Here is a 22923-nt window from a genome sequence, read left to right on the forward strand (position 1 = left end):
CAACAATCGACGATCGGAGTCGCTTTCATGCAGATTCAGAACACCTCCCTGTTTCGCCAGCAGTGCCACGTCAACGGTCAATGGGTCGATGCCTCCGATGGCGAGGTCGTGCCCGTCACCAACCCGGCCACCGGCAAGTCCATCGGTTCCGTGCCCCGTATGACCGCGGCCGACGTCGAGTCCGCCATCGCCGCCGCCGAGCAGGCGCTGCCCGCGTGGCGCGCCACGAGCGCGCGCGAGCGCAGCAAGCTGCTGCGCCGCTGGTATGACCTCTGCATGGCGAATCAGGAAGACCTCGCCACCATCCTCACGCTCGAGCAGGGCAAGCCCCTGAAGGAATCGCGCGGCGAGATCGCCTACGGGTCGGGGTTCCTCGAGTGGTTTTCGGAAGAGGCACGCCGCATCTATGGCGACGTGATTCCCGCCCCGTCGTCGGACCGCCGGATCGTCGTGATCAAGCAGCCGGTCGGCGTGGTCGCGGCCATCACGCCATGGAATTTCCCCAACGCGATGATCACGCGCAAGGCCGGGGCCGCCCTCGCCGCCGGCTGCACGATCGTGATCAAGCCCGCCTCGGCCACGCCGTTCTCGGCGCTGGCACTGGCCGAGCTTGCCAGGGAAGCGGGCATTCCCGATGGCGTGCTCAATGTCGTGACGGGCTCCGCGTCCGTCGTGGGCAACGTGCTGACGAAAAGCCCCGTGGTCCGCAAGCTGTCGTTCACGGGTTCCACGGAAGTCGGCAAGACGCTGCTCGAACAATGCGCGGGCACGGTCAAGAAGGTGTCGATGGAACTGGGCGGCAACGCGCCGTTCCTGATCTTCGACGATGCCGACCTCGATGCCGCGGTCGCGGGCGTCATGGCCTCCAAGTTCCGCAACGCCGGCCAGACCTGCGTCTGCGCGAACCGGATCTTCGTGCAGGACGGCGTCTACGACGCGTTCGCCGAAAAGCTTCGCGTGGCCGTGGAAGCGCAGAAGGTCGGCGACGGCATGTCCCCGGGCGTCGACCTCGGCCCGCTGATCGACGACGCGGCGGTCGAGAAGGTCCGCGAGCATATCGTCGACGCGGTGGCGCTCGGCGCGCAGGTGTTCACGGGCGGCAAGCCCCATGCGCTCGGCGGCCGTTTCTTTACGCCGACGATCCTGACCGACGTCTCGCCGAAGGCGAAGCTCATGAACGAGGAGACGTTCGGCCCGGTCGCGCCGCTGATCCACTTCAAGACCGAGGCGGAAGGCGTCGCGATGGCCAACGACACGCCGTTCGGCCTCGCCGCGTACTTCTACACCACCGACTACGCCCGCTCGTGGCGCGTGGCGGAAGCGCTCGAATGCGGCATCGTCGGCCTGAACGAAGGGCTGATCTCGACAGAGGTCGCGCCGTTCGGCGGCGTCAAGGAATCGGGGATCGGACGCGAAGGCTCGAAATACGGCATCGAGGACTATATCGAAGTCAAGTACATCTGCGCCGGCGGACTGGCGCCCCGGTAAGCATGCATCCCACGACAGGAGACATCCATATGAAGACCGTAGGCATGATCGGCATCGGCATGATGGGCCATGGCATTGCGACGAACGTGGTGAAGCATGGCCATCCACTGGTCGTTCTCGCGCATCCGGGCAACCAGCCGCTGGACGCGCTGCTGACCGCGGGCGCGCGTCAGGTCGCGACGATTCCCGAACTCGCGGCGCAGGCGGACATCGTGATCCTGTGCGTCACGGGCACGCCCGAAGTGGAGGACGTGCTGTTCAGCCAGAACGCACTGCTGAGCGCGCTGCGGCCCGGCACGGTCGTGATCGACTGCTCCACGGCCATCCCTTCCTCCACCGAGCGCATCGCCGCGGCCGTGCACAAGGCAGGCGGCAAGTTCCTCGATGCGCCGATGACGCGTACCCCCAAGGAAGCGGCGGAGGGCCGGCTGAACCTGATCGTCGGCGGCGACCCCGCGCTCTATCGCGAATGCCTGCCCTTGCTGCAGAGCTTTGCCGAGAACATTACGTTCGCCGGCCCCGTGGGATCGGGCCATCGGCTGAAGCTGCTGCACAACTTCGTATCCCTAGGTTTCTCCGCGGTGCTCGCGGAGGCGGCCGCCTGCGCGGCGCGCGCGGACGTCAATCCCGAGGTGCTGATCGACGTGCTGGCCAAGGGCGGCGGCGCGGGCGTGATTCTGGAGCGGCTGCGTCCCTTTATCGAGCATGGCGACGGCTCGGGCTTCCGCTTCACGATTGCCAATGCGCTCAAGGACATGACGTACTACGACACGATGGCGCGCGAGATCGGCGCCAGCCACACCACGTCCACGGCCATTCGCGAAACCTATTCCGGGGCTTACGTCCAGCGCGCGACGGGCACCGTGCCGGAACTCGTCGCCCTGCTCGCGCAACCCGGTTCCGCTCAATAACCCGCACGCCCATCATGACCACCAACCAGCACTACAAGATTGCCGTGATTCCCGGCGACGGCATCGGCAACGAAGTCGTACCCGAAGGCCTCCGCGTCCTGAAGGCCGTCAGCGAAAAGTTCGGTTTCCAGCTGTCGTTCACGACATACGACTGGAGTTGCGCGCGCTACCACGCGCAGGGCAGCATGATGCCGGCGGACGGCATCGAGCGCCTGCGCGACTCGGACGCGATCTTCCTTGGCGCGGTCGGCTTTCCCGGCGTGCCCGACCACGTGTCGCTGTGGAATCTGCTGATTCCCATCCGCCGCGAGTTCGACCAGTACGTGAACCTGCGGCCGGTCCGGCTGCTGCCCGGCGTGCCCTGCCCGCTCGCGAACAAGAAGCCCGGCGATATCGACTTCTGGATCGTGCGCGAGAACACGGAGGGCGAATACTCGCAGGTGGGCGGACGCATGTTCGCGGGCACCGAGCACGAGTTCGTCACGCAGGAGGCCATTTTCACGCGTCGCGGAACCGATCGCATCATGCGCTATGCGTTCGAGCTCTCGCGCAAGCTGGGGCGCAACCACGTCACCTCGGCCACGAAGTCGAACGGCATCTTCCATTCGATGCCGTTCTGGGACGAGCGCTTCGCGGCCATCGGCGCCGAGTATCCGGAGGTCCGCACGGACCAGTACCACATCGATATCCTGGCCGCGCGGTTCGCGATGTCGCCCGAGCGGTTCGATGTGGTGGTGGGGTCGAACCTGTTCGGCGACATCCTTTCCGATCTGGGACCGGGCGTGACCGGCACCATCGCGGTGGCGCCGGGCGCCAATATCAACCCCGAGCGCAAGTATCCGTCGATGTTCGAGCCCGTCCACGGCTCGGCGCCCGATATCGCCGGACAAGGCATTGCCAATCCCATCGGCCAGATCTGGTCCGCGGCGATGATGCTCGACCACCTCGGGCAGCCGGAAGCCGCCGCCGCCGTGATGCAGGCCATCGAAGCGGTGCTCGTGCACCCCGACCGCGTGCATACGCCCGACCTTGGCGGCAAGGCCACCACGCAGGACATGGGTGCCGCGATCGCGCGCGCTGTGCTCGCCTGACTCGCCCGACAGAACAGAACAGAACAGAACGCAGGAGACAACCGATGAAGATCACCCGCATCACCGCCATTCCGCTGTCCTTCCGTCTGCCCGAAGGCAAAACGGTCACCATGGGCGTCGGCAGCACGCTCAAGCGCGATGCCATCGTCATTCGCGTGGAGACCGACGAAGGCATCGTCGGTTATGGGGAGTCGCATCCGGGCCGCAGCCCCGGCGCCATCGTCAGCCTGATCCACAACACGCTGCAGCCGCTGCTCGTGGGCATGGATGCCACGGACGTCGTGGGCACGTGGCAACGCGTGCATCGCATGCAGTTCTCGAGCCACGGACTCGGTGCCGGTGCCGCGCTGGCGCACTCGGGCATCGACATGGCCCTCTGGGATATCCGCGGCAAGGCGGCCAGGATGCCGCTGTACCAGCTGCTCGGCGGATCGCGCCGCCGGATTCCCGCCTACGCGGGCGGTATCGCGCTGGGCTACCAGCCGGCCGCTTCGCTGGCGGAAGAGGCCCAGTCGTATATCGAGCAGGGCTACAAGGCGGTGAAGCTGCGCATCGGCGATACGGTCAAGGCCGATATCGAACGCGTGCGCCATGTCCGCAAGGTGGTCGGTGACGATATCGATATCCTGACCGACGCGAACACGGCCTACACGATCGCCGACGTTCGCCGTGTGCTGCCCGTGCTGGCGGACATCCAGGCCGGATGGCTCGAGGAACCGTTTGCCTGCAACGACTTCGCGTCGTATCGCGAGGCCGCGCGCATCACGCCGGTCGTGCCGATTGCCGCGGGCGAAAACCACTTTATGCGCTTCGAGTTCGCGCAGATGCTGGAGGCCCGCGCGGTGCAGGTGTGGCAGCCCGATCTGTCGAAGACCGGCGGCATTACCGAAGGCATGCGCATCGCCGCGATGGCATCGGCGTTCCGGATTCCGATCCACGCGCATAGCTCGGCCACGGGCCTCAACCACGCGGCCACGCTGCATTTCCTCGCCGCGACCGAGAACGCCGGTTACTTCGAGGCCTGCGTATCGCACTTCAATCCGTTCCGCGACATGTTCGGCAAGACGTTCGAGATCGGGCGCGACGGCTGCGTCGTGCCGCCGGAAGCGCCAGGCCTCGGCGTCGAAGTCGATGAGGAACTGTTCAAGCAGTATCCGCTGATCGATGGACCGGGATATGTCGTGAAGTTCCAATAAAAAAATCATCGTAGGTGAAGGAGACAAAACATGCCTGACAGAAGAACCGCATGCAAATGGGTACTGTCGTCGCTCGCCGGGGCCGCCGCATGGCGTGCGGCGTCCGCCGCCGAGCCCTACCCTGACAAGCCCATCCGCATCGTCGTACCCTACACGCCGGGCGGCTTCAACGATACGCTCGCGCGCACCGTGGGCGAGAAGCTGACCGCCAAATGGAAGCAGTCGGTCGTCGTGGACAACCGGCCCGGCGGCAATACGCTGATCGGCAACTCGCTCGTCGCCAAGTCGCCGCCCGATGGCTACACGCTGCTGATCACGCCGCTCCCCTTTGCGGCATTGCCGGCGCTGTACGGCGCCAGGCTGCCCTATAACGCGACGAAGGACTTCACGCCCGTGGTGTGGGCCGCCAGCACGCAGAACGTACTGGTCGCGCGCAACGACCTCAACCTCGCCACGGTCAAGGACATCGTCGAGTTCGCGAAGAAGCAGCCGGGCAAGCTCAACTACGGTTCGACGGGCTCCGGCTCGTCCAACCATCTGTCGATGGAGCTGTTCGAGAAGATGACGGGTACGAAGCTCACGCATATTCCCTACAAGGGCAGCGGCCCGGCGGTCGTGGCGATGCTGGGCGGCGAGATCGACGTGCTGTTCGACAACCTGCCCAACGTGATCAACCAGATCCGCGCGGGCAAGTTCAGGCCCATCGCGGTGACGGGCCAGCAGCGGTCGTCGCTGCTGCCGGACGTGCCGACCGTCGCCGAGGCCGGCGTACCGGGCTACGAGGTCAATGTCTGGTTCGGCATCCAGGCGCCGGCCGGCACGCCGAAGGACATCGTGCAGCGGCTCAATGCGGAGATCACGAAGTCGCTGGCCGAGGCCGATGTGGTCAAGCGTTTCCGCGAGCAAGGCGTGGAGGTGGTCGGCAGCTCGCCGGCGAAGTTCGCGTCGCTGGTCGACAGCGAGATCGAGAAATGGGGGACCGTGGTGCGGGACGCCAACGTGCGGCTCGAGTAAGCCCACGACAGCGAGGTCGTGCCCGCGCACGACCTCACATCACGCCCAGCGCGCCCAGCGCCCGCTCCACCACCGGCGACCGGTTCGACGGGTGCCATACCACCGAGTACTCCGCCTGCGCGGGTTCCCCCGCCAGCGGCTTGAGCACGACACCGGGCAACTGGGCGCGTTCCGGCGTACGCGGCACCAGCGATACCCCGCGGCCCAATGCCACGAGGCTGGCAACCGACAGCAAATGCCGCGCGTAGTGCCGCACATTGGGACTGAACCCCGCGCGCAGGCAGGTCGCGACGATCAGATCGAAATACGCGGGCGCGCTTTCGCGCGGAATCACGATAAACGGCTCGCCGGCCAGGTCGGCCGGATCGATGCGCTTGCGCTGTGCAAGCGGATGCTGCGCCGGTAGCGCCGCCACCAGCGGCGTGCGCGCGATCGGGTGAATCCGCATCTCGACCGCCCCGCTCGCTCCAGGCGAGATCTGGCCGAGCCCGAGGTCGATGCGGTCATGGCGTAGCGCCTCGATCTGCTCCGACGACCCCATCTCTTCCCAGACCGTCTCCACACCCGCCAGATTCCGTTCGAGCCGCGCGATGAGCTTTTCCATGCCGACATAGAGCAGCGCCGCGACGAAGCCGATGCGCAGCGTCCCCGTCTGCCCTTCCTCGGCGCGCCGCACGACCTCGCGCGCCATATCGGCCTGCCCGATGATGCGCCGCGCCTCCTGCACGAGCGCATGGCCCGACGGCGTCAGGCGCACGCTGCGCTTGTTGCGGTCGAACAGCATGACGCCGAGTTCGGCCTCCAGCTGCTGGATATGCTTGGTCAGTGGCGGCTGGGAAATACGCAGACGCTCGGCCGCGCGGCCGAAGTGCAACTCCTCGGCGAGCGTGAGAAACATTCGGAGATCTCGGATTTCCATGGCGAGCCTTCGTGGGCAGCGGGATTGAACAGAGCAGTTATTCTATTTCGGAATGACTGTGCTCCGGAAAACATATTGGACGATAGCGCGGACTGTCAGCAGAATGCTCGTGTTCCACCTAAAAACGCATACAGGACACGGAGACGACATGACCCGCATTCCCCCGCTCCAGCCAGCGGAGATGAACGACGACCAGCGCGCGGTCCACGCCGCCATCGTGGCCGGCCCGCGCGGCCAGGTGCGCGGGCCGCTGGCCGTCTGGCTGCATCGGCCCGGCCTCGCCGCGACAGCGCAGGCGCTGGGGCAATACTGCCGTTACGACTCGTCGCTGCCGCAGCGCCTGTCCGAGCTGGCCATTCTGGTGATGGGCCAGTTCTGGCGTGCCGAGTTCGAATGGTGGGCGCACAAGCCCATCGCGCTGAAGGCTGGCGTCGATGAGGCCGTCGTGGAAGCCCTGCGCACCGGTGCCGAGCCGGCATTCTCGCGCGAGGATGAAGCCACGGTCTACGCCGTGGTGCGCAGCCTCAACGAAGCGCATCGCATTCCCGCGCCGCTTTACGACCGCGCGATCGCCGTGCTCGGCAACGATGCCGTCATCGATCTCGTTGGCCTTGCCGGCTACTACACGCTGATTTCCATGACCGTGAACGCGTTCGAGGTGATGCCGCCCGACGGCGAGCCGCTCGCGTTCGACACCACCCCCGCACGCTGATCCCACTCTCAGGAACACCCCGAAATGTCGCAACAACAAGCAGGCCGGCTCGCCGGCAAGGTCGTACTCGTAACCGGCGCGGGCTGCGTCGGCCCCGGCTGGGGGAATGGACGCGCGGTCGCCGTGCGCTTTGCCGAAGAAGGCGCGAAAGTGTTTGCCGCGGACAAGAACCTGTCGGCGATGGACGAGACGATCGCCCGTGTCCGCGCGATCGCCGGCGCCGAGATCGAGGCCCACACCTGCGACGTGACGCAGGCCGCCGAAGTGAAAGCCATGGTCGATGCCTGCGTCGCGCGCTTCGGGCGTGTGGATATTCTCGTGAACAACGTCGGCGGCTCCGCGCGCGGCGGACCCGTGGATCTCGACGAAGAGGCCTGGGACAGGCAGATCGACTTCAACCTCAAGAGCGTATTCCTGACCTGCAAGTACGTGCTGCCGCTGATGGAGGCACAGGGTGGCGGCGCGATCGTCAATACGGCGTCCACGTCGGGCACCCGATGGACCGGCGCCGCGCAGGTAGGCTATGCGTCCGCGAAGGCCGCGGTCATCCAGTTCTCCCGCGTCGTGGCCGTGGAGTATGCGAAGAAGAAAGTGCGCGTGAACACCGTCATTCCCGGCCAGATGCATACGCCGATGGTGGAAGCACGCCTTGCCGGCCAGCGCGCGGGCGGCGATGTCGAAGCGCTGCTGGCCCAGCGGCAGGCGCGCATCCCGCTCGGCTTTATGGGCGATGGACGAGATACCGCCAATGCCGCATTGTTTCTGGCGTCCGATGAAGCGCGCTTTGTCACGGGCGCCGAACTCGTCGTCGATGGCGGGATGAGCGTGCGCTGCGACTAGACAGGCTCCACCCAACGGCGTCATCGATACCAATAACGGAGACAACGCCATCATGCCTTTCGTCAAACCCGCGCGCGCGGCGATGCGAGCCGTCACGCACGTGCTTGCCGCGTCGGTCGCGCTCGCGATATCGGGCGGGCTGGCCACGGCGCAAGCCGCGGACTACCCCGACAAGCCGGTACGAATGGTCGTGGCCTTCTCGCCCGGGGGCCCGACCGACATCATCGCGCGTGTCGTGGCACGCAAGCTCGGCGAGCGGCTGAGCCAGCAGGTGGTGGTGGACAATCGCCCCGGCGCGGGCGGCAATATCGCCTCGGAGCAGGTCGCCAGATCGGCGGCCGATGGCTATACGCTGCTCTACAACAGCTCGTCGATCGCGATCTCGCCCGCGCTGTTCCGCAATCCGAAGCTCGACCCGACGCGGATTTTCACGCCGGTGGCGTACGTGGCGACGGTGCCGCTGGTGGTGGTCGTCAATGCGGCGAGTCCGATCAGGACGCCCGAGGATTTTCTGCGCGAACTCAAGGCGAATCCGGGCAAGCTCAACTTCGGGTCGTCGGGCAACGGGACCATCGACCATCTGACGAGCGTGCTGTTCGCGGCGAAGACGCACACGACGTTCAATCACGTGCCGTACAAGGGCAATGCGGCCGCGCTCCCGGACCTGTTGTCGGGCCGGCTGGACTTCATGATGTCGGGCAGCCTGAACGCCGCGCTGCCGTTCATCAGGGATGGTCGCCTGCGCGCCATTGCCGCGACCACACGGCAGCGCGTGTCGGTGTTGCCCGATACGCCGACGCTGGCCGAGACCATCGTGCCCGGCTTCGACTCCGGCACATGGCAGGGCATCGTGGCACCCGCGCATACGCCGCCTGACGTGGTCAGCCGCCTGAACCGCGAGATTGCGGCGGTGCTGCAGGATCCGGACGCGATCGCGGCGCTGCACGCGCAGGGTGCCGAGCCCACGGGCGGCACGGCTGCCGCGTATGGGCAGTTGATCAACACCGAGTACGCGCGCTGGACGCAGGTGGTCAGGGACACCGGCGCGCGCTCGGACTAGACCGGCGCTTACCACCTTCATCGAGAACCAGGATGCAGACACGCAACGACATCTGGGATTGCCACACCCATATCTTCGGCCCCTACGCCGACCATCCATTGCCGCCGGACGCGGTCTATCGCCCGCCGGAGGCACCGTTCGCCGCGCTGCGCGCGCTGCATCGCTCGCTCGGGATTACGCACGGCGTCCTCGTGCAGGGCGCCTGCTATGGCGAGGACCACGACGCGGTGCTGACCGCGCTCGATACCACCGAGGGTGCCTATCGCGGCGTGGCGCTGATCTCGCCCGACGTGGACGAGGACCATCTGCGGCGGATGCATGCGCGCGGTATTCGCGGCATCCGGCTCGGGCTGATGTCGCATCTGGGGGGCAAGCCCGACGCGGGCCGCATGGTGGCGCAGCTCGAACGGATTCGGCCATACGGGTGGCATGCGCTCGTGCATGGCGAGGTCGGCGACGTGGTCGAGGCGCTCGACGTCCTCTTGCCGCAGGGCGTGCCGCTCGTCATCGACCATATGGCGCGCGTCGAGGCGTCCAGGGGCGTGGACTATCCCGCGTTTGCCGCGCTGGAACGCTGCCTCGCGATGCCCAACGTCTGGATCAAGCTGTCGGGCGCGGATCGGATCACCGGCGGCGCGGCGCCCTACGAGGCGGCACTTCCCATCGCGAGACGGCAACTGGCCGCGGCGCCCGAGCGTGCCATCTGGGGCACGGACTGGCCGCATCCGAACATCGCCTACCCCGTGCCGGACGAAGCCGGGTTGCTCGCCTGGATTCGCCGCGTCTGCGCGGACGTGTTTGCCAACGAGGCAGGAGCGGACGCCGTGTTGCGCCATAACCCGTCGCGGCTCTACGCCTAGCCCACAGGAATTGACCATGACCACGATTCCCACCCTTCCAATGCCCGCGGTCCGCTATCCGGATCCGGCCGTGCAGGCGCTCACCCCCGCGTTCGAGAAATACCGGCTGGGACTCGCCGCCGTCGAGCGCATCGCGTCCGGTTCACGATGGGCCGAAGGGCCCGTCTGGTTCGGCGATGGCCGCTATCTGCTGTGGAGCGACATCCCGAACAACCGCATCCTCAAGTGGGAGGAGGAGACCGGCATCGTCAGCGTCTTTCGGTCGCCGTCGGGCCATGCCAACGGCAATACGCGCGACCGGCAGGGACGGCTGGTCAGTTGCGAGCACGGCGGCCGGCGCATCACGCGCACGGAGTACGACGGCAGCATCACCGTGCTGATGGACCGCTTCGAGGGCAGGCGCCTGAACTCGCCTAACGATATCGTCGTGAAGTCCGATGGCTCGATCTGGTTTACCGATCCGCCGTTCGGCATTGCCGGGTACTACCAGGGCGAACAGGCCGAGCAGGAACTGCCGGAGCGCGTCTACCGGCTCGACCCGACGACGGGCCAGGCCACGGTGGTCGCCGACGATATCAGTGGCCCCAATGGGCTGGCGTTCTCGCCCGACGAGCGCACGCTGTACGTGATCGAGTCCCGCGCGCGTCCGCGGCGGATCCGCGCGTTCGCCGTTACCGCGGACGGTGCGCTCGACAACAGCCGGGTGCTGATCGACGCGGGACCCGGCACGCCGGATGGCTTCCGCGTGGATGTCGATGGCAACCTCTGGTGCGGCTGGGGCATGGGCACGCCGGAGCTCGATGGCGTGCGCGTGTTCTCGCCCGAGGGCGAGGCCATCGGCCATATCTCGTTGCCCGAACGATGCGCGAACCTCTGCTTTGGCGGCCGGCATCGTAACCGGCTGCTGATGGCTTCCTGCACTTCCATCTATTCGCTGTACGTGAACGCACAAGGTGCCGCGGGCGGCTGACCGTCACGACCGCACCCTTCAAGGAGACCTCGTCATGCAAACCCGAACCACGCTTCGCGGCGTGTTGGCCGCGCTCGCCCTCGTTTTACTGATGCCTGCCGCCATCGCGGCGCCCATCACCCGGCTCGTCGTAGCCTTTCCCGCCGGCGGTCCCGCCGACACGCTTGCCCGCACGCTGTCGCGTCAGCTCGAAGCGGAACTCAAGCAAACGGTCGTCGTGGAGAACCGGCCGGGCGCGAACGGTGCCATTGCGATCAATGCCGTGGCGCGCGCGGCCACGGATGGGTCCGTGCTGTTCCTGACCAGTGCCGGCGCGATCGTGATCAATCCCGCGCTGTATCCGAGCCTGCCTTACGATCCGCAGAAGGACCTCACGCCGATCTCGCTCGTGGTCAATACGCCCGAGGTGCTCGTGGTCAAGCCGGACGACAACGTCGCCAGCGCAGCCGCGTTCGTCAAGCGCGCGCAATCCGCGGGCAAGCCGCCTAGCCTTGCGTCCACGGGTATCGGCAGCATGCCGCATATGGCGATCGAGCTGTTCAAGATCTCCACGCACGTGAACTTCCTGCACGTCGCGTACAAGGGTGCGGCGCCCGCCATTACCGACACGCTCGGCGGGCAGGTGGATGCGTTCTTCGGCGATACGTCCGGGCTCATGACCTACATCACGTCGAAACGCCTGCGGCCGATCGGCGTCGCGGCGCCCAAACGCCTGCCGTTCCTGCCCGACGTGCCGACGCTGGCCGAACAGGGCATCGCCAACGTCGAGGCCAGCAACTGGTATGGGCTGATGGCACCCGCAGGCACCGGGCCAGACGTCGTGAAGAAGGTCAACGAGGCGCTGCGCCGCACGCTGGCCGCGCCGGCGGTGCGCAAGAACCTCGACCAGCTCGGGCTGGAGCCCGCCCCGGGCACCCCCGCGGAGTTCACGGCCATCATCAAGGCGGACACCGCGCGATGGACGAAGCTCATCAAGTCCCAGAACATCCGTGGAGAATGAGATGACGACCGTGATCGCCCCCACCGACGACGCCTTTACCGTGGCGTCCAGCACCAGCGCACGCGCTGGCGAACTTCGCCTCTGCTGGTCGCCCCGCTCCCCGTTCGTCCGGCGCGTCATGGTTGCCGCGCACGAGCTCGGGCTGGCGGAACGCATCACGTGCATCGACACCGTGGTAGGCATGACGGGCTGCCATGCGCAGCTTATGCGCATCAACCCGCTCAACAAGATTCCGACGCTGATTACCGACGACGGTTTCGTGCTCTCGGATACGACGTTGATCTGCCAGTACCTGGACGGCATCGCGCCGGCGCCGAGGCTCTTTCCACAATCCCATCGCGCGCGGATGCAGTCGATGCGCTGGCACGCGCTCGGCCATGGGCTGACCGATCTGCTCGTGCTGTGGCGTAACGAACGGCTGCGCCCCGCCGAACAGCAACACGCGCCCACGCTCGCCGCGTGGCGCGCCAAGTACGACGCCACGCTGGTCACCCTCGACCGGGAAGCAGGCACGCTCGCCGGCGCCCCGCTCTGCATCGGCCAGATCGCCATCGCCTGCGCGGTCGGCTACCTCGATTTCCGCTTTCCCGACCTCGCGTGGCGCGACAACGTGCCGGCACTGGCGGACTGGTTCGGCACCTTCGATCGGCGGGCCTCGATGCGGGCGACCCTGCCGGCGGGGGGGTAGCAGACATTCAGGTCGTGGATGCCCGTCCGATCCGCAAGACATTACGCGTTTCGGAGGGTATCCAGCCTAAAAAATCTATGCCGTAATTCCCAAAAAAGTAGCCATTAAAAACAATACTTTCAGGGAAATCATGCGGGTCATTCTTGTTGCTCTGCTGTTGTCGAGCGGCCTTTTTGCGGGCTGCGCATCCATCGTCGGCGGGACCAATCAGGTGGTATCGGTCGAGACGCGCGACAACGACCAGCCGCACTCGGGCGCCAAGTGCAAGCTGACCAATAGCAAGGGCACGTACTACGTGACCACGCCGGGCACCATCACCATCCATCGCGCCTATGGCGACCTCAACGTGCGATGCGACAAGGACGGGCAGGAACCTGGCCTGGCCACGGTGAAGTCCACCACGAAGGCCATGGCGTTCGGCAACGTGCTCGTCGGCGGCGCCATTGGCGTGGTGGTCGATACCACGTCGGGCGCGGCCTACGACTATCCGAACGTGATTCTGGTGCGCATGGGCACGAGCTCCATCGTCAGCACGCCGACGGCGGGCAGAGGGGGGCTCGCGCATGTGGAGACCTCCCTGCCCGCGCCCACCGGCTACGCCGCCGCGGAGAATGTCGATGCGGTGCCGTACCGGCGTGCCCAGAAAGGCTATGCCACGTACCTCGAACGCAAGGCACCGAAGGCGTTCGTGCTCGCCGACGGGGGCCATTATGCGCTCTGGTCCAACAGCGCCACGTCCATCGACAAGGCCATGGATCGCTGCCGGGAAATGGGCTTCACGAACTGCCGCCTCTATGCCTACGACGACGTCGTGGTCTGGCCGCGCGGCGCGGTGCTCACGGCGGAGGATCCGCTCGAGGGCTCGAAGAGCAAGGTCATCGGCCGGGCGGACTCGGGGCCTTGACCCCGACCGCGGGGTGGGGACGGCTACCGCGCCCGCGCGCGCACGCCGGCACCGCGGGCCGCATCGAGCCAGTACAGGATGCCCAGCACCAGCACCGCCAGCCCCCCCGGCACCACGCCGAGCGCGGATAGGCTCCATCGATCGATCGCCCAGCCTCCCGCGGAGGCGCCGAGCGCGATGCCGAGGTTGGCGGCCGACACGTTGAGCGTCATCGCAAACGCGGGGGCTTCCGCGCCCGCGAGCGTCACCCGCACCTGGCTCAGCGTGACGCCCGCCGTATGGGTCAGGCTCCAGATCGCGAGCGGGATCGCCGCGGCCAGCAACCCGTGCGTCCAGCTCGCAGCGTTGACGGAGACTGCCAGCGCGATCACGACCACCGCGGTGGCAAGCAGCGGCGTACGGTCGGCAAAGCGCCCGGCCAGCGCATTGCCGCCGAGCCCGATCGCGCCGAACGCAAGCAGTGCCAGCGCGAGACCTTCGCCCCGCAGGCCCAGCACGCTCTCGAGCCAGACGCCGAGGTAGGTGTAGGCAGCGAACATGGCGGCGAACAGCGCGACCGACGCCAGCAGATGCCCGATAAAGCCGCCACTGCGTAGCAACCCGAGCTGATTCGCGGCGGGCGGTGCCACATGCGCATCCGCGCGTGGGAACCACACCGCAATGGCCATCGCCATCAGCACAGGCGCGACGGCGAGCACGATAAACGGCAGCCGCCAGTTCATGCCCTCGGCCAATGCGATACCGGCGGGCAATGCGATCAGCACGCCGAGCACGAAACCGAGATTGGCGCGCGCAAGCGCACGTCCGCGCGCGGACGGCGGCGCAAGCCGCGCGACTTCCGCCGCGCCGACGCTGATGAACGCGGGCAAGACCGCGCCCTGCGCGATCCGTGCCAGCAGCATCAGCGCGAAGCTCGACGTCGCCGCCAGCACGGCATTGCCGATGGCGAACAGCACCAGTCCGGCGATCAATACGCGCCGGGGCGCATACCGGCCCGCCCCGAGCGTGACAAACGGGCCGGCAACCGCCGCAGCCAATGCAAACAGCGCAGTCAACTGTCCCGCCGTGGCGAGGGGCAGATCGAGATCGGCCGCCATGCGATGCAGCAGGCCCACCACGATGAACTCGCTGCCCACCACCAGCGCAATGGCCGGTGCCAGCAGCCACAGCACACGCTGCAATGCGGCGTCGGGGCGGTTGCCGGCGGGCGTCATGCGTTCGCTCCGCCGTCGACGGTGAGGCCGGTACCGTTGATCGAGCGTGCGGCCGGGCTGGCAACGAACGCATACAGCGCCGCGACGTCGTCGGCATTGCCATAGCGCTTGATAGCCATGCGCTCGCGCTGTCCGTCGGCGCGTTCGCTGTCCGCGGGGTTCATGTCGGTGTCGGTGGAGCCCGGATGCACGACGTTCACGGTAATGCCACGCGGGCCCAGATCGCGCGCCAGTCCTTTGGTCCACGCGATCAGCGCGGCCTTGCTTGCCGAGTACAGGCTGACGCCGCCGGTGGGCACGCGTTCGGCGAGGTTGCTGCCCGTGGAGATGATGCGGCCGCCGTCCCGCATATGGGGAATGGCCGCCTGCGAGGCGACGATCACGGCGCGAACGTTCACCGCGAGCGTGGCGTCGATGTCCTCGAGCGTCATGTCCTCGATATTGCCCGCGCGGATGATGCCGGCGTTATTGACCAGGATGTCGAGACCGCCCCACGCCGCGGCCGCGCGATCCACCGCACGCCTGACCGACGCGGGGTCCGCCGCATCCATCTGGATGACGACGGCACGGCCACCCGCTGCCTGGATCTGTTCGGCCAGCGCTTCGGCCTTGCCGGCCGACCGTTCGTACCCGATGGCGACCGATGCGCCCTCCTCGGCAAAACGGCGAACGATGGCGGCGCCGATACCCCGGCTGCCACCGGTGATGAATGCGCGCTTGCCCTGTAGTGACGTCATACCTTGCTCCTTTTCTGTAATGAACGACACAAAATTAGCCGAGCCTTGGCAGATGGTCAAGATATTTTTATAATGACCGATACACAAATGGAGTCAATCATGGCCGAACGTGGACGACCCCGGAGCTTCGACCGGGACGTGGCGCTTGCCCGCGCGATGAATGTGTTCTGGGAGCGCGGCTTCGAAGGCGCCTCGATGAACGATCTGACCGCCGCGATGGGCATTGCGTCGCCAAGCCTGTACGCGGCATTCGGCTCGAAGGAACAGCTGTTTCGCGATGCCGTGGCGCTGTACGTCGAAACGGACGGCGCTTCCATCTGGAACCAGGTCGAGGCTGCGGACACTGCCTACGGCGCCGCGGAGGACTTCCTCATGGAAAGCGCCCGGGCCTTCACCCGCAAGGACAAGCCGACCGGTTGCCTCGTCGTGCTGTCGGCGGTACATGCGGACGACAAGAGTACGTCGGTCCGCGCGGCGCTCGTCGCCAGACGGCAGGAATGCAAGAAGCTGCTCGTCCGCAAGATCGCGAAGGGTGTCGAGACTGGCGAGATCGGGTCATCCACCGACGTGGATGCCCTCGCCACGTTCCTGATGACCGTGCAGCAGGGCATGTCCATTCAGGCGCGCGACGGCGCGAGCCGGACCTCGCTCCTGAAAACGGCGAAGGCCGCGCTCGCGGGATGGGCGGCGCTGACCGGACATCGGGCATGATGCGCCTACGCACATCATCAACCGCCAATATCCCCCACCCCGACCAGATGAAGACACCCTTCCTGACCTTCGCAGCTTTGGTTGCCACGCTGGCCGCTGCCACCGTGGCGCTCTCCGGATGCTCCGACCGCGGTTCGGACACCGCCCCGCCCGCCGCCAGCGCCCCCGCAGCCGACAAATGGCTCGGCAAATGGACGGGCCCGGAGGGCACGTTCCTGTTGCTGGAGGGCGGTCATGGCAAATACGACGTCACCGTGCAGAACCTCGACGGCCCGCGCAAGTTCGAGGGCAAGGCGATCGGCGGCGGTATCGAGTTCGAGCGCGATGGCGTCAAGGAGGACATTCGCGCCACCAATGGGGCCGAAACGGGCATGAAGTGGCTTGCGGACAAGAAGGACTGCCTGACGGTCCGCACCGGCGAAGGCTATTGCAGGGACTGATCCCATGGCGGGCAAGAAGCGTGCGTACCGGTGCGCGTGCTAGGCTTGCAACCGTTGCCAACGAACGTATCGCCCTGCTTCCATGACCACGCTCTATACGACGCTTGGCGTGCAGCCAGATGCCACCCTCGACGAGATCAAGCGTGCCTATCGCCGCGCGGCCATGAAATGGCACCCGGACCGCAATCCGGGGCGCGAAGACGAAGCGCATGCGGTCTTCCAGCAGGTGCGCGACGCCTATTCCATCCTGTCCGACGCCGAGCAGCGTCAGGTCTACGACGACGTCTTCGAACGCGAGATGCGCCGGTGGGAAGCGGAACACGCCGCCGAGGCGGCACGGGAAGCCGAAGCGCAGGAAGCGGCCCGGCGGGTCGCGCAGGAACATTACGAGAAGATGGTGGCTATCGCCATGCGCTTTGCCGAGGATGGCCATGGGCGCGACGTGCTGTTCGGCGTGCTGCTCGGCCGCGACTGCGAGACCGAGCTGGCCGGGCGCATTGCCGATAGCGTCTGGGCACTGCATCAGTCGCGCAAGGCGGAGGTGGCGCCGGATGCGGCGGCCCAGCCGGAACCCGACGATACGCGCGCGGAAGCGCCGCCCAGCGCGTTCGAAACGTTCTGGCACGGGTTGTTCCGGTTTCGCTAGACCCGCACGGGAGCAAGCTTGCCCACCCCGCATTGTCCCGATAGCACCCACCACGCCCCGCCGGTCATCCCCGCCCAGGCGAGCCCCTGCGATGGGCTCGTCATCCGCACGCAGCCCAATACCGTCGATCGCGCATGCCAGCGCAAGCGCATGGCACTTGCCGCGACGATTCTCGGCTCGAGCATGGCATTCATCGACGGGTCCGTCGTCAATGTCGCGCTGCCCGCCATGCAACGCGAACTCGGCGCCAGCGTTGCGGAGATGCAGTGGATCGTCAACGCGTATCTGCTCTTTCTCGGCGCGCTTGCGCTCGTGGGCGGCGCGATGGGCGACAAGCTCGGCCGGCGCACGGTGTTCGTGGCGGGCGTCACGGTCTTCACGGTGGCATCGATTGCCTGCGGCCTGGCCCCGAATGCGATGTCGCTGATCGTCGCGCGCGCGGTGCAAGGCATTGGCGCGGCCTTCTTCGTGCCGAGCAGCCTCGCGATCATCGGCGCGGTATTCGAGGGCGAAGCGCGCGGACGCGCCATCGGCACATGGTCGGCCGTCGGGGCGATTACCTCGGCCGTGGGACCCGTCGCGGGCGGCTGGCTCGTCGATGTCTCGTCATGGCGCGCCATCTTCTTCCTCAACCTGCCGCTCGCGCTGGCGACCATCGCGCTGGCAATGGCCTCCGTGCCGAACAGTCACAAGCCCGGCGCGCAACAGCGGCTGGACTGGCCCGGCGCGGCCACGGCAACCGTCGGGCTGGCCGCACTCGCATACGGGCTGACCGAGGCCGCCGAGCGCGGCTTCGCGCATCCGCTCGTGCTCGGCATGCTCGGCGTGGGCGTGCTGGTGCTGATCGCCTTCGTCCGGATCGAAGCCAGGAGCGCGCAGCCCATGATGCCGCTCGAGGTCTTCCGTTCACGGGACTTCACCGGGGCAAACCTCGTCACCTTGCTGCTCTACTTCGGCCTGGGCGGCATCCTGTTCTTCCTGCCCTACACGCTGATACGCGCGGACGCCTATACCGCGACCGAGGCCGGCATGGCGCTATTGCCCGTGCCCATCATCATCGGTCTGCTTTCGCGCTACACGGGTGGGCTGACGACGCGTTTCGGCGCCCGGCTGCTGCTGACCGCCGGCCCGTTCGTGGCCGGACTCGGCTTTGCGATGCTGGCGTTTCCGTTCGTCCGCGACAGCTACTGGGTCGGGTTCTTTCCCGCGCTCGCGGTGCTCGGCCTCGGCACGACGATCACCGTTGCGCCGCTGACGGCGACGGTCATGGGATCGGTGTCCACCGACCACGCGGGCGTCGCCGCCGGCATCAACAACGCGGTGGCGCGGGTGGCGGGCCTGCTGGCCGTCGCGGTGCTGGGCATCGTCTTCGTCTGGTCGGGTCAGGCCGCGCTGGCCACGCATGCCACGGCGGATGCCGCGATGGACGCCCACGCGATTGCCGCGGGCCTGCGCGCGGTATCGCTCGTTTGCGCGCTGTGCGCGTTCGCGGGGGCGGGCGCCGCGCTGGCGACCCTCCGGCGTGGTGGCTGAATCGCGTGTGACGGGCAGGCTTGCGGCATCCCATCGCGTCTTCTACGCTTGCAGGGTTGCCCACACCCGACCTGCGAAAGGAGCGCCCGCGATGCCCGCATCCTCTGACATCGGCAAGGTTTCTTCACCGCCCGACCCGTGGGCATTGTGGCTGGCATGGGCGTCGCCGACGCTGGCCGGCGAGCGGGCACCGTGGAGCGGCGATGTGACGCAATGGATTCGCGCATGGGGCGAGGCGGTCGGGCAAGTGGGCCTGTTCAACATCAACTACGCGGGCTCTTCCGACCCGCAGGCGGAGCGGCGGATCACGGGAAGGTATAGTTACGGGCGCCAGCTCGGGCGCCTGATGGATGTGCTGGTCCCTTACGTGCAGAAACACGAGGCCGACTTCCGGGACGGCAAAGACGGGCAGGCCGTCAGGGAATTCCTCGCCATGGCGCGGGAAATCGAAGCGATGAAGCAGACGACCGTCGATGACCTGCTCGCGCACGCGAAGAAATGGCGCAAGAATCCGGACTTCAAGGCGAAGCTGGAAGCGTTGCGACGTGGGCTGGACGAGATCGAACAATCGTCCGGATGACACGTCAACAAGATCAAGAGTCTCCCATGAACCACCCACAACATTCGCAAGCCCCAATCGACGAGGATCGCAAGGTCCCATCGGACCGCACCAGCGTGACAGACGACGCGCACGTGGAAGACATCATTCCACTGCCGCCGCCTGAACATCTGATCCGCTTCTTTCCGATTCGCGGCACGCCCGTGGAATCGCTGGTCACGCAGACGCGTCAGCGCATCGCGCGCATCCTCCACGGCGAGGACGATCGGCTGCTGGTGATCATGGGTCCCTGCTCCATCCACGATCCGGCCGCGGCGCTCGAGTATGCGCGGCGGCTGCTGGCGCTGCGCGAGCAGTATGCCGACTCGCTCGAGATCGTGATGCGCGTGTATTTCGAGAAGCCGCGCACCACCACGGGCTGGAAGGGACTGATCAACGATCCGTATCTGGACGAAAGCTATCGGATCGACGAGGGCCTGCGTATTGCCCGCAGCCTGCTGCTCGATATCAATCGCCTCGGTCTGCCGGCTGCCGGCGAGTTCCTCGACGTGATTTCGCCGCAGTACATCGGCGACCTGATCTCGTGGGGAGCGATTGGCGCGCGGACCACCGAGAGCCAGATCCACCGCGAACTGGCATCGGGTATTTCCGCGCCCATCGGGTTCAAGAACGGCACGGACGGCAATATCAAGATCGCCATCGACGCCATTCAGGCCGCGTCGCGTCCTCACCATTTCCTGGGCGTGCACAAGAACGGCCAGGTCGCCACCGTGCATACCAAGGGCAATCCCGATTGCCATGTGATCCTGCGCGGCGGCAAGGCACCGAACTACGATGCGGATTCCGTGGCGAACGCCTGCAGGGAACTGGAGGCCGCGGGGCTCGGCCATACGCTGATGGTCGATTGCAGCCATGCCAACAGCAGCAAGCAGCACCAGCGGCAGATCGACGTCGCGAAGGACGTGGCGCGGCAGGTGGGCGGCGGCAGTGACTCCATTTTCGGCATCATGGTCGAAAGCCATCTGCTTGCCGGCGCGCAGAAGTTCACGCCGGGCCAGCACGATCCGCGCGGGCTCACCTACGGGCAAAGCATTACCGACGCCTGTATCGGATGGGACGACTCGGCGGCGGTGCTCGAGGTGCTGAGCGGCGCCGTGGCGGCACGCCGGCAGCTGAAGGCGAACCGATAGATCAGCGCTCTCCCGCGAACGGCTGCGGTTCCAGCGAGCGCAGATACGCAATCAACGCGCGCATATCGGCGCTGCTGATGTTCTCGTACCAGGTGTACGCCATCGGCGGCTTGTAATGGCCGCCATGGCGATCGGTGCCACGAATGGCGGCGGCAATCTGCGCGTCCGTCCATCCTTTGAGGCCGGATGCATCCGGCGTGAGATTGCGCGAGACGCTCATGCCCCAGGCGCCATTGAACACCTGGCCGCCCGCGCCGACATATCGGTTCACGAGTTGCCCGTCCTTGCCGCGCGGCGTATGGCACTCCATGCAGTGCCCGATATCGGCCAGATATTTGCCATAGCGGATCGTCTCCTTCGGCGATGGCGCACGGACGTGTCCGACGGGTTCGCCGTAGTTCGGCGGGAGCGGAATGCGATAGGTCGATTTCTCGACCGCGTGCTTCACCGGCGGCTGCGCGCGCAGATACGCGACGATCGCCGCGAGGTCGTCATCCGACAGGTTGCGATAGAAGCCAATCGGCATGGGCGGGCCAATGATCGTCCCATCGGGCCGAACCCCTTCGCGAATCGCCTTGCCGATCTGCTCGTCGGTCCACTTGCCGATGCCCGTCTCGAGGTCCGGGGTGATATTGGGCGCCACCGCCCGAAACGGCGGCTCGTCGATCACGCGCCCACCGGCAAGACTCCGCGAAAACTTCCCCTCGTCCCGCGGATCGCGCGTGGCATGACAATTCGCGCAGGCCACGACGCTCTCCATCAGATACTTGCCCCGCGCGAGACGCGTGCCGTCATCGGCGGACGCAAAGCCGCATCGTGCAATCAGAAAAAGGAGCAGCAATACGCGTCGTGCCTGCATTGGAAGACCCCGCCCATTCGTCAACGATGGGCCGCACGATAGCGGCTATGCCGTTTGTCTGCGGCAGGTAATGAACGGATGTTGCCATTGCGAACATCGGTCGATCGACCGATCGGGAGCTTCTACCCTTCGTCCGCTCCCGCCTTCGGCCGCGATAGCACCCCTGCTCCGATCAATTCGTCCCGACTCGGATACCAGAACGTGGTCGCCGGCGTCTTGCCTACCCGGGCAATGAAATCCTCCGGCAACCCGGCCGCGCGGTAATACCTGAGCATCGATGCCACCGCGGCGGGATCTTCCTCCACTCCGTTGCCGTTGAACGAGGTCGCGCGATGGAAGCCGATCTTTGCCTTCGGTCCGGCCATGCGTTTGCGTCCCGCCATCAGGACGTAGGTGCAGGCGCTGCTGCATTCTTTCGACACGTAGGTATCCAGCGCGCGACGGCGGATCCCGTCTGCGAGCATTCTGGCTTCGCCGAGCCTGCCACCCGTCGAGTTCAGGATCAGTGTCCTGGCGTCCGGGGACTGGTCCACCATCCTGAGTACGCGCTGCGCCGCGCCCTCGCGCAGGGTGCCAGTGACGACGATCGCTTCGCCATCGTCGGTCGGCCTGACGTAGATCTTGCCGATGGGATCGTTGCCCACGGCGATCGCGGCATACTCCTGCAGCCACCCGGCGTGGCGGGCTGCCTGGATCGCCGTCATCGTGGCGCAGACGATCACCGTGAAGCGCGCAAGGCTGCTCCAGAGCGGTGCGCCACCGCGGCCATCGTGCCTGTCCGCCGCGCGCCAGACGCCCATGTATAGCCACATGGACCACACGGGCACCGCGCAGAAGATCACGACATAGAGCATCGAATACAGCCGAAGCGAGTCGATCGAATAGTAGACCCAACCGAACGCTTCCAGCACGATGGCCCATGCCACCCAGGCCAGCGCGCCATTGACCCAATACGAAACGGGTAATGAAAAATCGCCGCGCCAATGGCGCATGAGGTAAGACCTGGAGAGCGCCGGTTCGGCCGCCACTGCCGGGTCCTCGGAAGACAGCGCCACCGCGAACGCGGGCATCGGCATCGCATAGCGCGAGTCGGGCGGCGGTGGCGGGCCCACCTTTCCCGCTTCGGAGACATGCCGCGAAAGCACGCGGATATTCAGTGCCGCGATGACGAGCAACATCACGGGCAGGCTCGCCTGTGCGGCAGGCATCCCCCTCAGGGCGACATACCCGAGCACGAGGCCGCAGAACGCCGAAAGCACGATATTGGTGACCTTCGCCGTTCGCACCATGCGAAGCGTCCCCCATCGCCCAAGCGCCTCGCTCGTCAGAAACGGCGGCAATAGAAAGGCACAGGCGGCAATCGCCGCGCTCGACCGTGTGA

Annotated in this window: 24 protein-coding genes; 19 read left to right on the forward strand and 5 right to left on the reverse strand. The window is 66.6% G+C overall.

The genetic code is table 11. The features are described from left to right. Positions 1-27: 27 nt before the first annotated feature. The 5 genes from FOB72_RS22385 to FOB72_RS22405 are packed head-to-tail and all read left to right on the forward strand — an operon-like array spanning position 28 to position 5700. Positions 28-1488, forward strand: a complete 1461-nt coding sequence (locus tag FOB72_RS22385; protein ID WP_150374891.1) for an NAD-dependent succinate-semialdehyde dehydrogenase — start codon at positions 28-30, stop codon at positions 1486-1488. A 29-nt stretch (positions 1489-1517) separates the two neighbouring features. Then, complete coding sequence (locus FOB72_RS22390; protein WP_263364832.1) at positions 1518-2399, forward strand: NAD(P)-dependent oxidoreductase; 882 nt, start codon at positions 1518-1520, stop codon at positions 2397-2399. Positions 2400-2413: 14 nt separating this feature from the next. Continuing rightward, positions 2414-3490, forward strand: coding sequence for a tartrate dehydrogenase (locus tag FOB72_RS22395; RefSeq protein WP_150374893.1), 1077 nt, complete (start codon positions 2414-2416; stop codon positions 3488-3490). A gap of 44 nt (positions 3491-3534) precedes the next feature. Continuing rightward, positions 3535-4686: a mandelate racemase/muconate lactonizing enzyme family protein gene (locus FOB72_RS22400; protein WP_150374894.1), complete on the forward strand. Its 1152-nt coding sequence runs from the start codon at positions 3535-3537 to the stop codon at positions 4684-4686. Between the two features lie 30 nt (positions 4687-4716). Then, positions 4717-5700, forward strand: coding sequence for a tripartite tricarboxylate transporter substrate binding protein (locus tag FOB72_RS22405; protein ID WP_150374895.1), 984 nt, complete (start codon positions 4717-4719; stop codon positions 5698-5700). A 34-nt stretch (positions 5701-5734) separates the two neighbouring features. Here FOB72_RS22405 and FOB72_RS22410 read toward each other — a convergent pair whose 3' ends face one another. Then, positions 5735-6619 carry a LysR family transcriptional regulator gene (locus tag FOB72_RS22410; protein WP_150374896.1) on the reverse strand — a complete coding sequence of 295 codons (885 nt, stop codon included), beginning with the start codon at positions 6617-6619 and terminating at the stop codon, positions 5735-5737. Between the two features lie 148 nt (positions 6620-6767). Between FOB72_RS22410 and FOB72_RS22415 the strand changes: the two genes are divergently transcribed. The 8 genes from FOB72_RS22415 to FOB72_RS22450 all read left to right on the forward strand — a co-directional run bounded on the left by FOB72_RS22415 (position 6768) and on the right by FOB72_RS22450 (position 13653). Continuing rightward, complete coding sequence (locus FOB72_RS22415; protein WP_150374897.1) at positions 6768-7331, forward strand: carboxymuconolactone decarboxylase family protein; 564 nt, start codon at positions 6768-6770, stop codon at positions 7329-7331. A 24-nt stretch (positions 7332-7355) separates the two neighbouring features. Beyond that, entirely contained in the window at positions 7356-8171 is an 816-nt protein-coding gene (locus FOB72_RS22420) for an SDR family NAD(P)-dependent oxidoreductase (protein ID WP_150374898.1), read from the forward strand. A gap of 52 nt (positions 8172-8223) precedes the next feature. Next, positions 8224-9231: a Bug family tripartite tricarboxylate transporter substrate binding protein gene (locus FOB72_RS22425; protein ID WP_223851751.1), complete on the forward strand. Its 1008-nt coding sequence runs from the start codon at positions 8224-8226 to the stop codon at positions 9229-9231. Positions 9232-9263: 32 nt separating this feature from the next. Beyond that, the gene (locus FOB72_RS22430) at positions 9264-10091 is read left to right on the forward strand and encodes an amidohydrolase family protein (protein ID WP_150374899.1); all 828 of its coding nucleotides are present in this window, start codon (positions 9264-9266) and stop codon (positions 10089-10091) included. A gap of 16 nt (positions 10092-10107) precedes the next feature. Further along, a complete protein-coding gene (locus FOB72_RS22435) occupies positions 10108-11061 on the forward strand; it encodes an SMP-30/gluconolactonase/LRE family protein (RefSeq protein ID WP_150374900.1) in 954 nt (317 codons plus the stop codon). A 34-nt stretch (positions 11062-11095) separates the two neighbouring features. Further along, a complete protein-coding gene (locus tag FOB72_RS22440; RefSeq protein WP_150374901.1) occupies positions 11096-12061 on the forward strand; it encodes a Bug family tripartite tricarboxylate transporter substrate binding protein in 966 nt (321 codons plus the stop codon). Position 12062: 1 nt separating this feature from the next. Beyond that, complete coding sequence (locus FOB72_RS22445; RefSeq protein ID WP_150374902.1) at positions 12063-12749, forward strand: glutathione S-transferase family protein; 687 nt, start codon at positions 12063-12065, stop codon at positions 12747-12749. Positions 12750-12879: 130 nt separating this feature from the next. Further along, positions 12880-13653: a hypothetical protein gene (locus FOB72_RS22450; protein WP_150374903.1), complete on the forward strand. Its 774-nt coding sequence runs from the start codon at positions 12880-12882 to the stop codon at positions 13651-13653. A gap of 23 nt (positions 13654-13676) precedes the next feature. Here FOB72_RS22450 and FOB72_RS22455 read toward each other — a convergent pair whose 3' ends face one another. Beyond that, the gene (locus FOB72_RS22455; RefSeq protein WP_150374904.1) at positions 13677-14867 is read right to left on the reverse strand and encodes an MFS transporter; all 1191 of its coding nucleotides are present in this window, start codon (positions 14865-14867) and stop codon (positions 13677-13679) included. Then, positions 14864-15604 carry an SDR family NAD(P)-dependent oxidoreductase gene (locus FOB72_RS22460; protein ID WP_150374905.1) on the reverse strand — a complete coding sequence of 247 codons (741 nt, stop codon included), beginning with the start codon at positions 15602-15604 and terminating at the stop codon, positions 14864-14866. Before FOB72_RS22460 ends, FOB72_RS22455 begins: the two co-directional genes overlap by 4 nt. Before the next feature lie 99 nt (positions 15605-15703). On the opposite strand from FOB72_RS22460, the gene FOB72_RS22465 reads away from it, so the two are divergent. The 6 genes from FOB72_RS22465 (at position 15704) to FOB72_RS22490 (ending at position 20683) form a co-directional block, all read left to right on the forward strand. Beyond that, positions 15704-16315 carry a TetR/AcrR family transcriptional regulator gene (locus FOB72_RS22465; protein ID WP_150374906.1) on the forward strand — a complete coding sequence of 204 codons (612 nt, stop codon included), beginning with the start codon at positions 15704-15706 and terminating at the stop codon, positions 16313-16315. Beyond that, positions 16312-16755 (forward strand): hypothetical protein, encoded by a 444-nt coding sequence (locus FOB72_RS22470; protein WP_223851752.1) that lies wholly within the window; start codon positions 16312-16314, stop codon positions 16753-16755. The genes FOB72_RS22465 and FOB72_RS22470 overlap by 4 nt, the downstream gene beginning before the upstream one ends. Before the next feature lie 82 nt (positions 16756-16837). Beyond that, positions 16838-17401 (forward strand): J domain-containing protein, encoded by a 564-nt coding sequence (locus FOB72_RS22475; protein WP_150374907.1) that lies wholly within the window; start codon positions 16838-16840, stop codon positions 17399-17401. An 18-nt stretch (positions 17402-17419) separates the two neighbouring features. Continuing rightward, entirely contained in the window at positions 17420-18934 is a 1515-nt protein-coding gene (locus FOB72_RS22480; protein WP_223851753.1) for an MFS transporter, read from the forward strand. Between the two features lie 91 nt (positions 18935-19025). Continuing rightward, positions 19026-19514, forward strand: coding sequence for a hypothetical protein (locus FOB72_RS22485; RefSeq protein WP_150374908.1), 489 nt, complete (start codon positions 19026-19028; stop codon positions 19512-19514). Between the two features lie 26 nt (positions 19515-19540). Continuing rightward, positions 19541-20683 carry a 3-deoxy-7-phosphoheptulonate synthase gene (locus FOB72_RS22490; RefSeq protein WP_150374909.1) on the forward strand — a complete coding sequence of 381 codons (1143 nt, stop codon included), beginning with the start codon at positions 19541-19543 and terminating at the stop codon, positions 20681-20683. Between the two features lies 1 nt (position 20684). On the opposite strand, the gene FOB72_RS22495 is transcribed toward FOB72_RS22490, so the two are convergent. Together FOB72_RS22495 and FOB72_RS22500 are read right to left on the reverse strand one after the other, a co-directional pair. Next, positions 20685-21542, reverse strand: a complete 858-nt coding sequence (locus tag FOB72_RS22495) for a c-type cytochrome (protein WP_150374910.1) — start codon at positions 21540-21542, stop codon at positions 20685-20687. 122 nt (positions 21543-21664) lie between these two features. Beyond that, positions 21665-22831, reverse strand: coding sequence for a hypothetical protein (locus tag FOB72_RS22500; RefSeq protein ID WP_150374911.1), 1167 nt, complete (start codon positions 22829-22831; stop codon positions 21665-21667). Between the last annotated feature and the right edge of the window lie 92 nt (positions 22832-22923).

Origin of the sequence: Cupriavidus pauculus, from assembly GCF_008693385.1 — a bacterium.
Lineage (GTDB): Bacteria > Pseudomonadota > Gammaproteobacteria > Burkholderiales > Burkholderiaceae > Cupriavidus > Cupriavidus pauculus_D.

Coding starts and splice junctions, on each gene's coding strand:
- FOB72_RS22385 (WP_150374891.1), top strand. CDS start 28: ATGCAGATTCAGAACACCTCCCTGTTTCGCCAGCAGTGCCACGTCAAC.
- FOB72_RS22415 (WP_150374897.1), top strand. CDS start 6,768: ATGACCCGCATTCCCCCGCTCCAGCCAGCGGAGATGAACGACGACCAG.
- FOB72_RS22485 (WP_150374908.1), top strand. CDS start 19,026: ATGCCCGCATCCTCTGACATCGGCAAGGTTTCTTCACCGCCCGACCCG.
- FOB72_RS22455 (WP_150374904.1), bottom strand. CDS start 14,867: ATGACGCCCGCCGGCAACCGCCCCGACGCCGCATTGCAGCGTGTGCTG.
- FOB72_RS22465 (WP_150374906.1), top strand. CDS start 15,704: ATGGCCGAACGTGGACGACCCCGGAGCTTCGACCGGGACGTGGCGCTT.
- FOB72_RS22500 (WP_150374911.1), bottom strand. CDS start 22,831: ATGGTGCGAACGGCGAAGGTCACCAATATCGTGCTTTCGGCGTTCTGC.
- FOB72_RS22440 (WP_150374901.1), top strand. CDS start 11,096: ATGCAAACCCGAACCACGCTTCGCGGCGTGTTGGCCGCGCTCGCCCTC.
- FOB72_RS22475 (WP_150374907.1), top strand. CDS start 16,838: ATGACCACGCTCTATACGACGCTTGGCGTGCAGCCAGATGCCACCCTC.
- FOB72_RS22425 (WP_223851751.1), top strand. CDS start 8,224: ATGCCTTTCGTCAAACCCGCGCGCGCGGCGATGCGAGCCGTCACGCAC.
- FOB72_RS22395 (WP_150374893.1), top strand. CDS start 2,414: ATGACCACCAACCAGCACTACAAGATTGCCGTGATTCCCGGCGACGGC.
- FOB72_RS22430 (WP_150374899.1), top strand. CDS start 9,264: ATGCAGACACGCAACGACATCTGGGATTGCCACACCCATATCTTCGGC.
- FOB72_RS22390 (WP_263364832.1), top strand. CDS start 1,518: ATGAAGACCGTAGGCATGATCGGCATCGGCATGATGGGCCATGGCATT.
- FOB72_RS22435 (WP_150374900.1), top strand. CDS start 10,108: ATGACCACGATTCCCACCCTTCCAATGCCCGCGGTCCGCTATCCGGAT.
- FOB72_RS22490 (WP_150374909.1), top strand. CDS start 19,541: ATGAACCACCCACAACATTCGCAAGCCCCAATCGACGAGGATCGCAAG.
- FOB72_RS22400 (WP_150374894.1), top strand. CDS start 3,535: ATGAAGATCACCCGCATCACCGCCATTCCGCTGTCCTTCCGTCTGCCC.
- FOB72_RS22495 (WP_150374910.1), bottom strand. CDS start 21,542: ATGCAGGCACGACGCGTATTGCTGCTCCTTTTTCTGATTGCACGATGC.
- FOB72_RS22460 (WP_150374905.1), bottom strand. CDS start 15,604: ATGACGTCACTACAGGGCAAGCGCGCATTCATCACCGGTGGCAGCCGG.
- FOB72_RS22445 (WP_150374902.1), top strand. CDS start 12,063: ATGACGACCGTGATCGCCCCCACCGACGACGCCTTTACCGTGGCGTCC.
- FOB72_RS22450 (WP_150374903.1), top strand. CDS start 12,880: ATGCGGGTCATTCTTGTTGCTCTGCTGTTGTCGAGCGGCCTTTTTGCG.
- FOB72_RS22410 (WP_150374896.1), bottom strand. CDS start 6,619: ATGGAAATCCGAGATCTCCGAATGTTTCTCACGCTCGCCGAGGAGTTG.
- FOB72_RS22405 (WP_150374895.1), top strand. CDS start 4,717: ATGCCTGACAGAAGAACCGCATGCAAATGGGTACTGTCGTCGCTCGCC.
- FOB72_RS22470 (WP_223851752.1), top strand. CDS start 16,312: ATGATGCGCCTACGCACATCATCAACCGCCAATATCCCCCACCCCGAC.
- FOB72_RS22420 (WP_150374898.1), top strand. CDS start 7,356: ATGTCGCAACAACAAGCAGGCCGGCTCGCCGGCAAGGTCGTACTCGTA.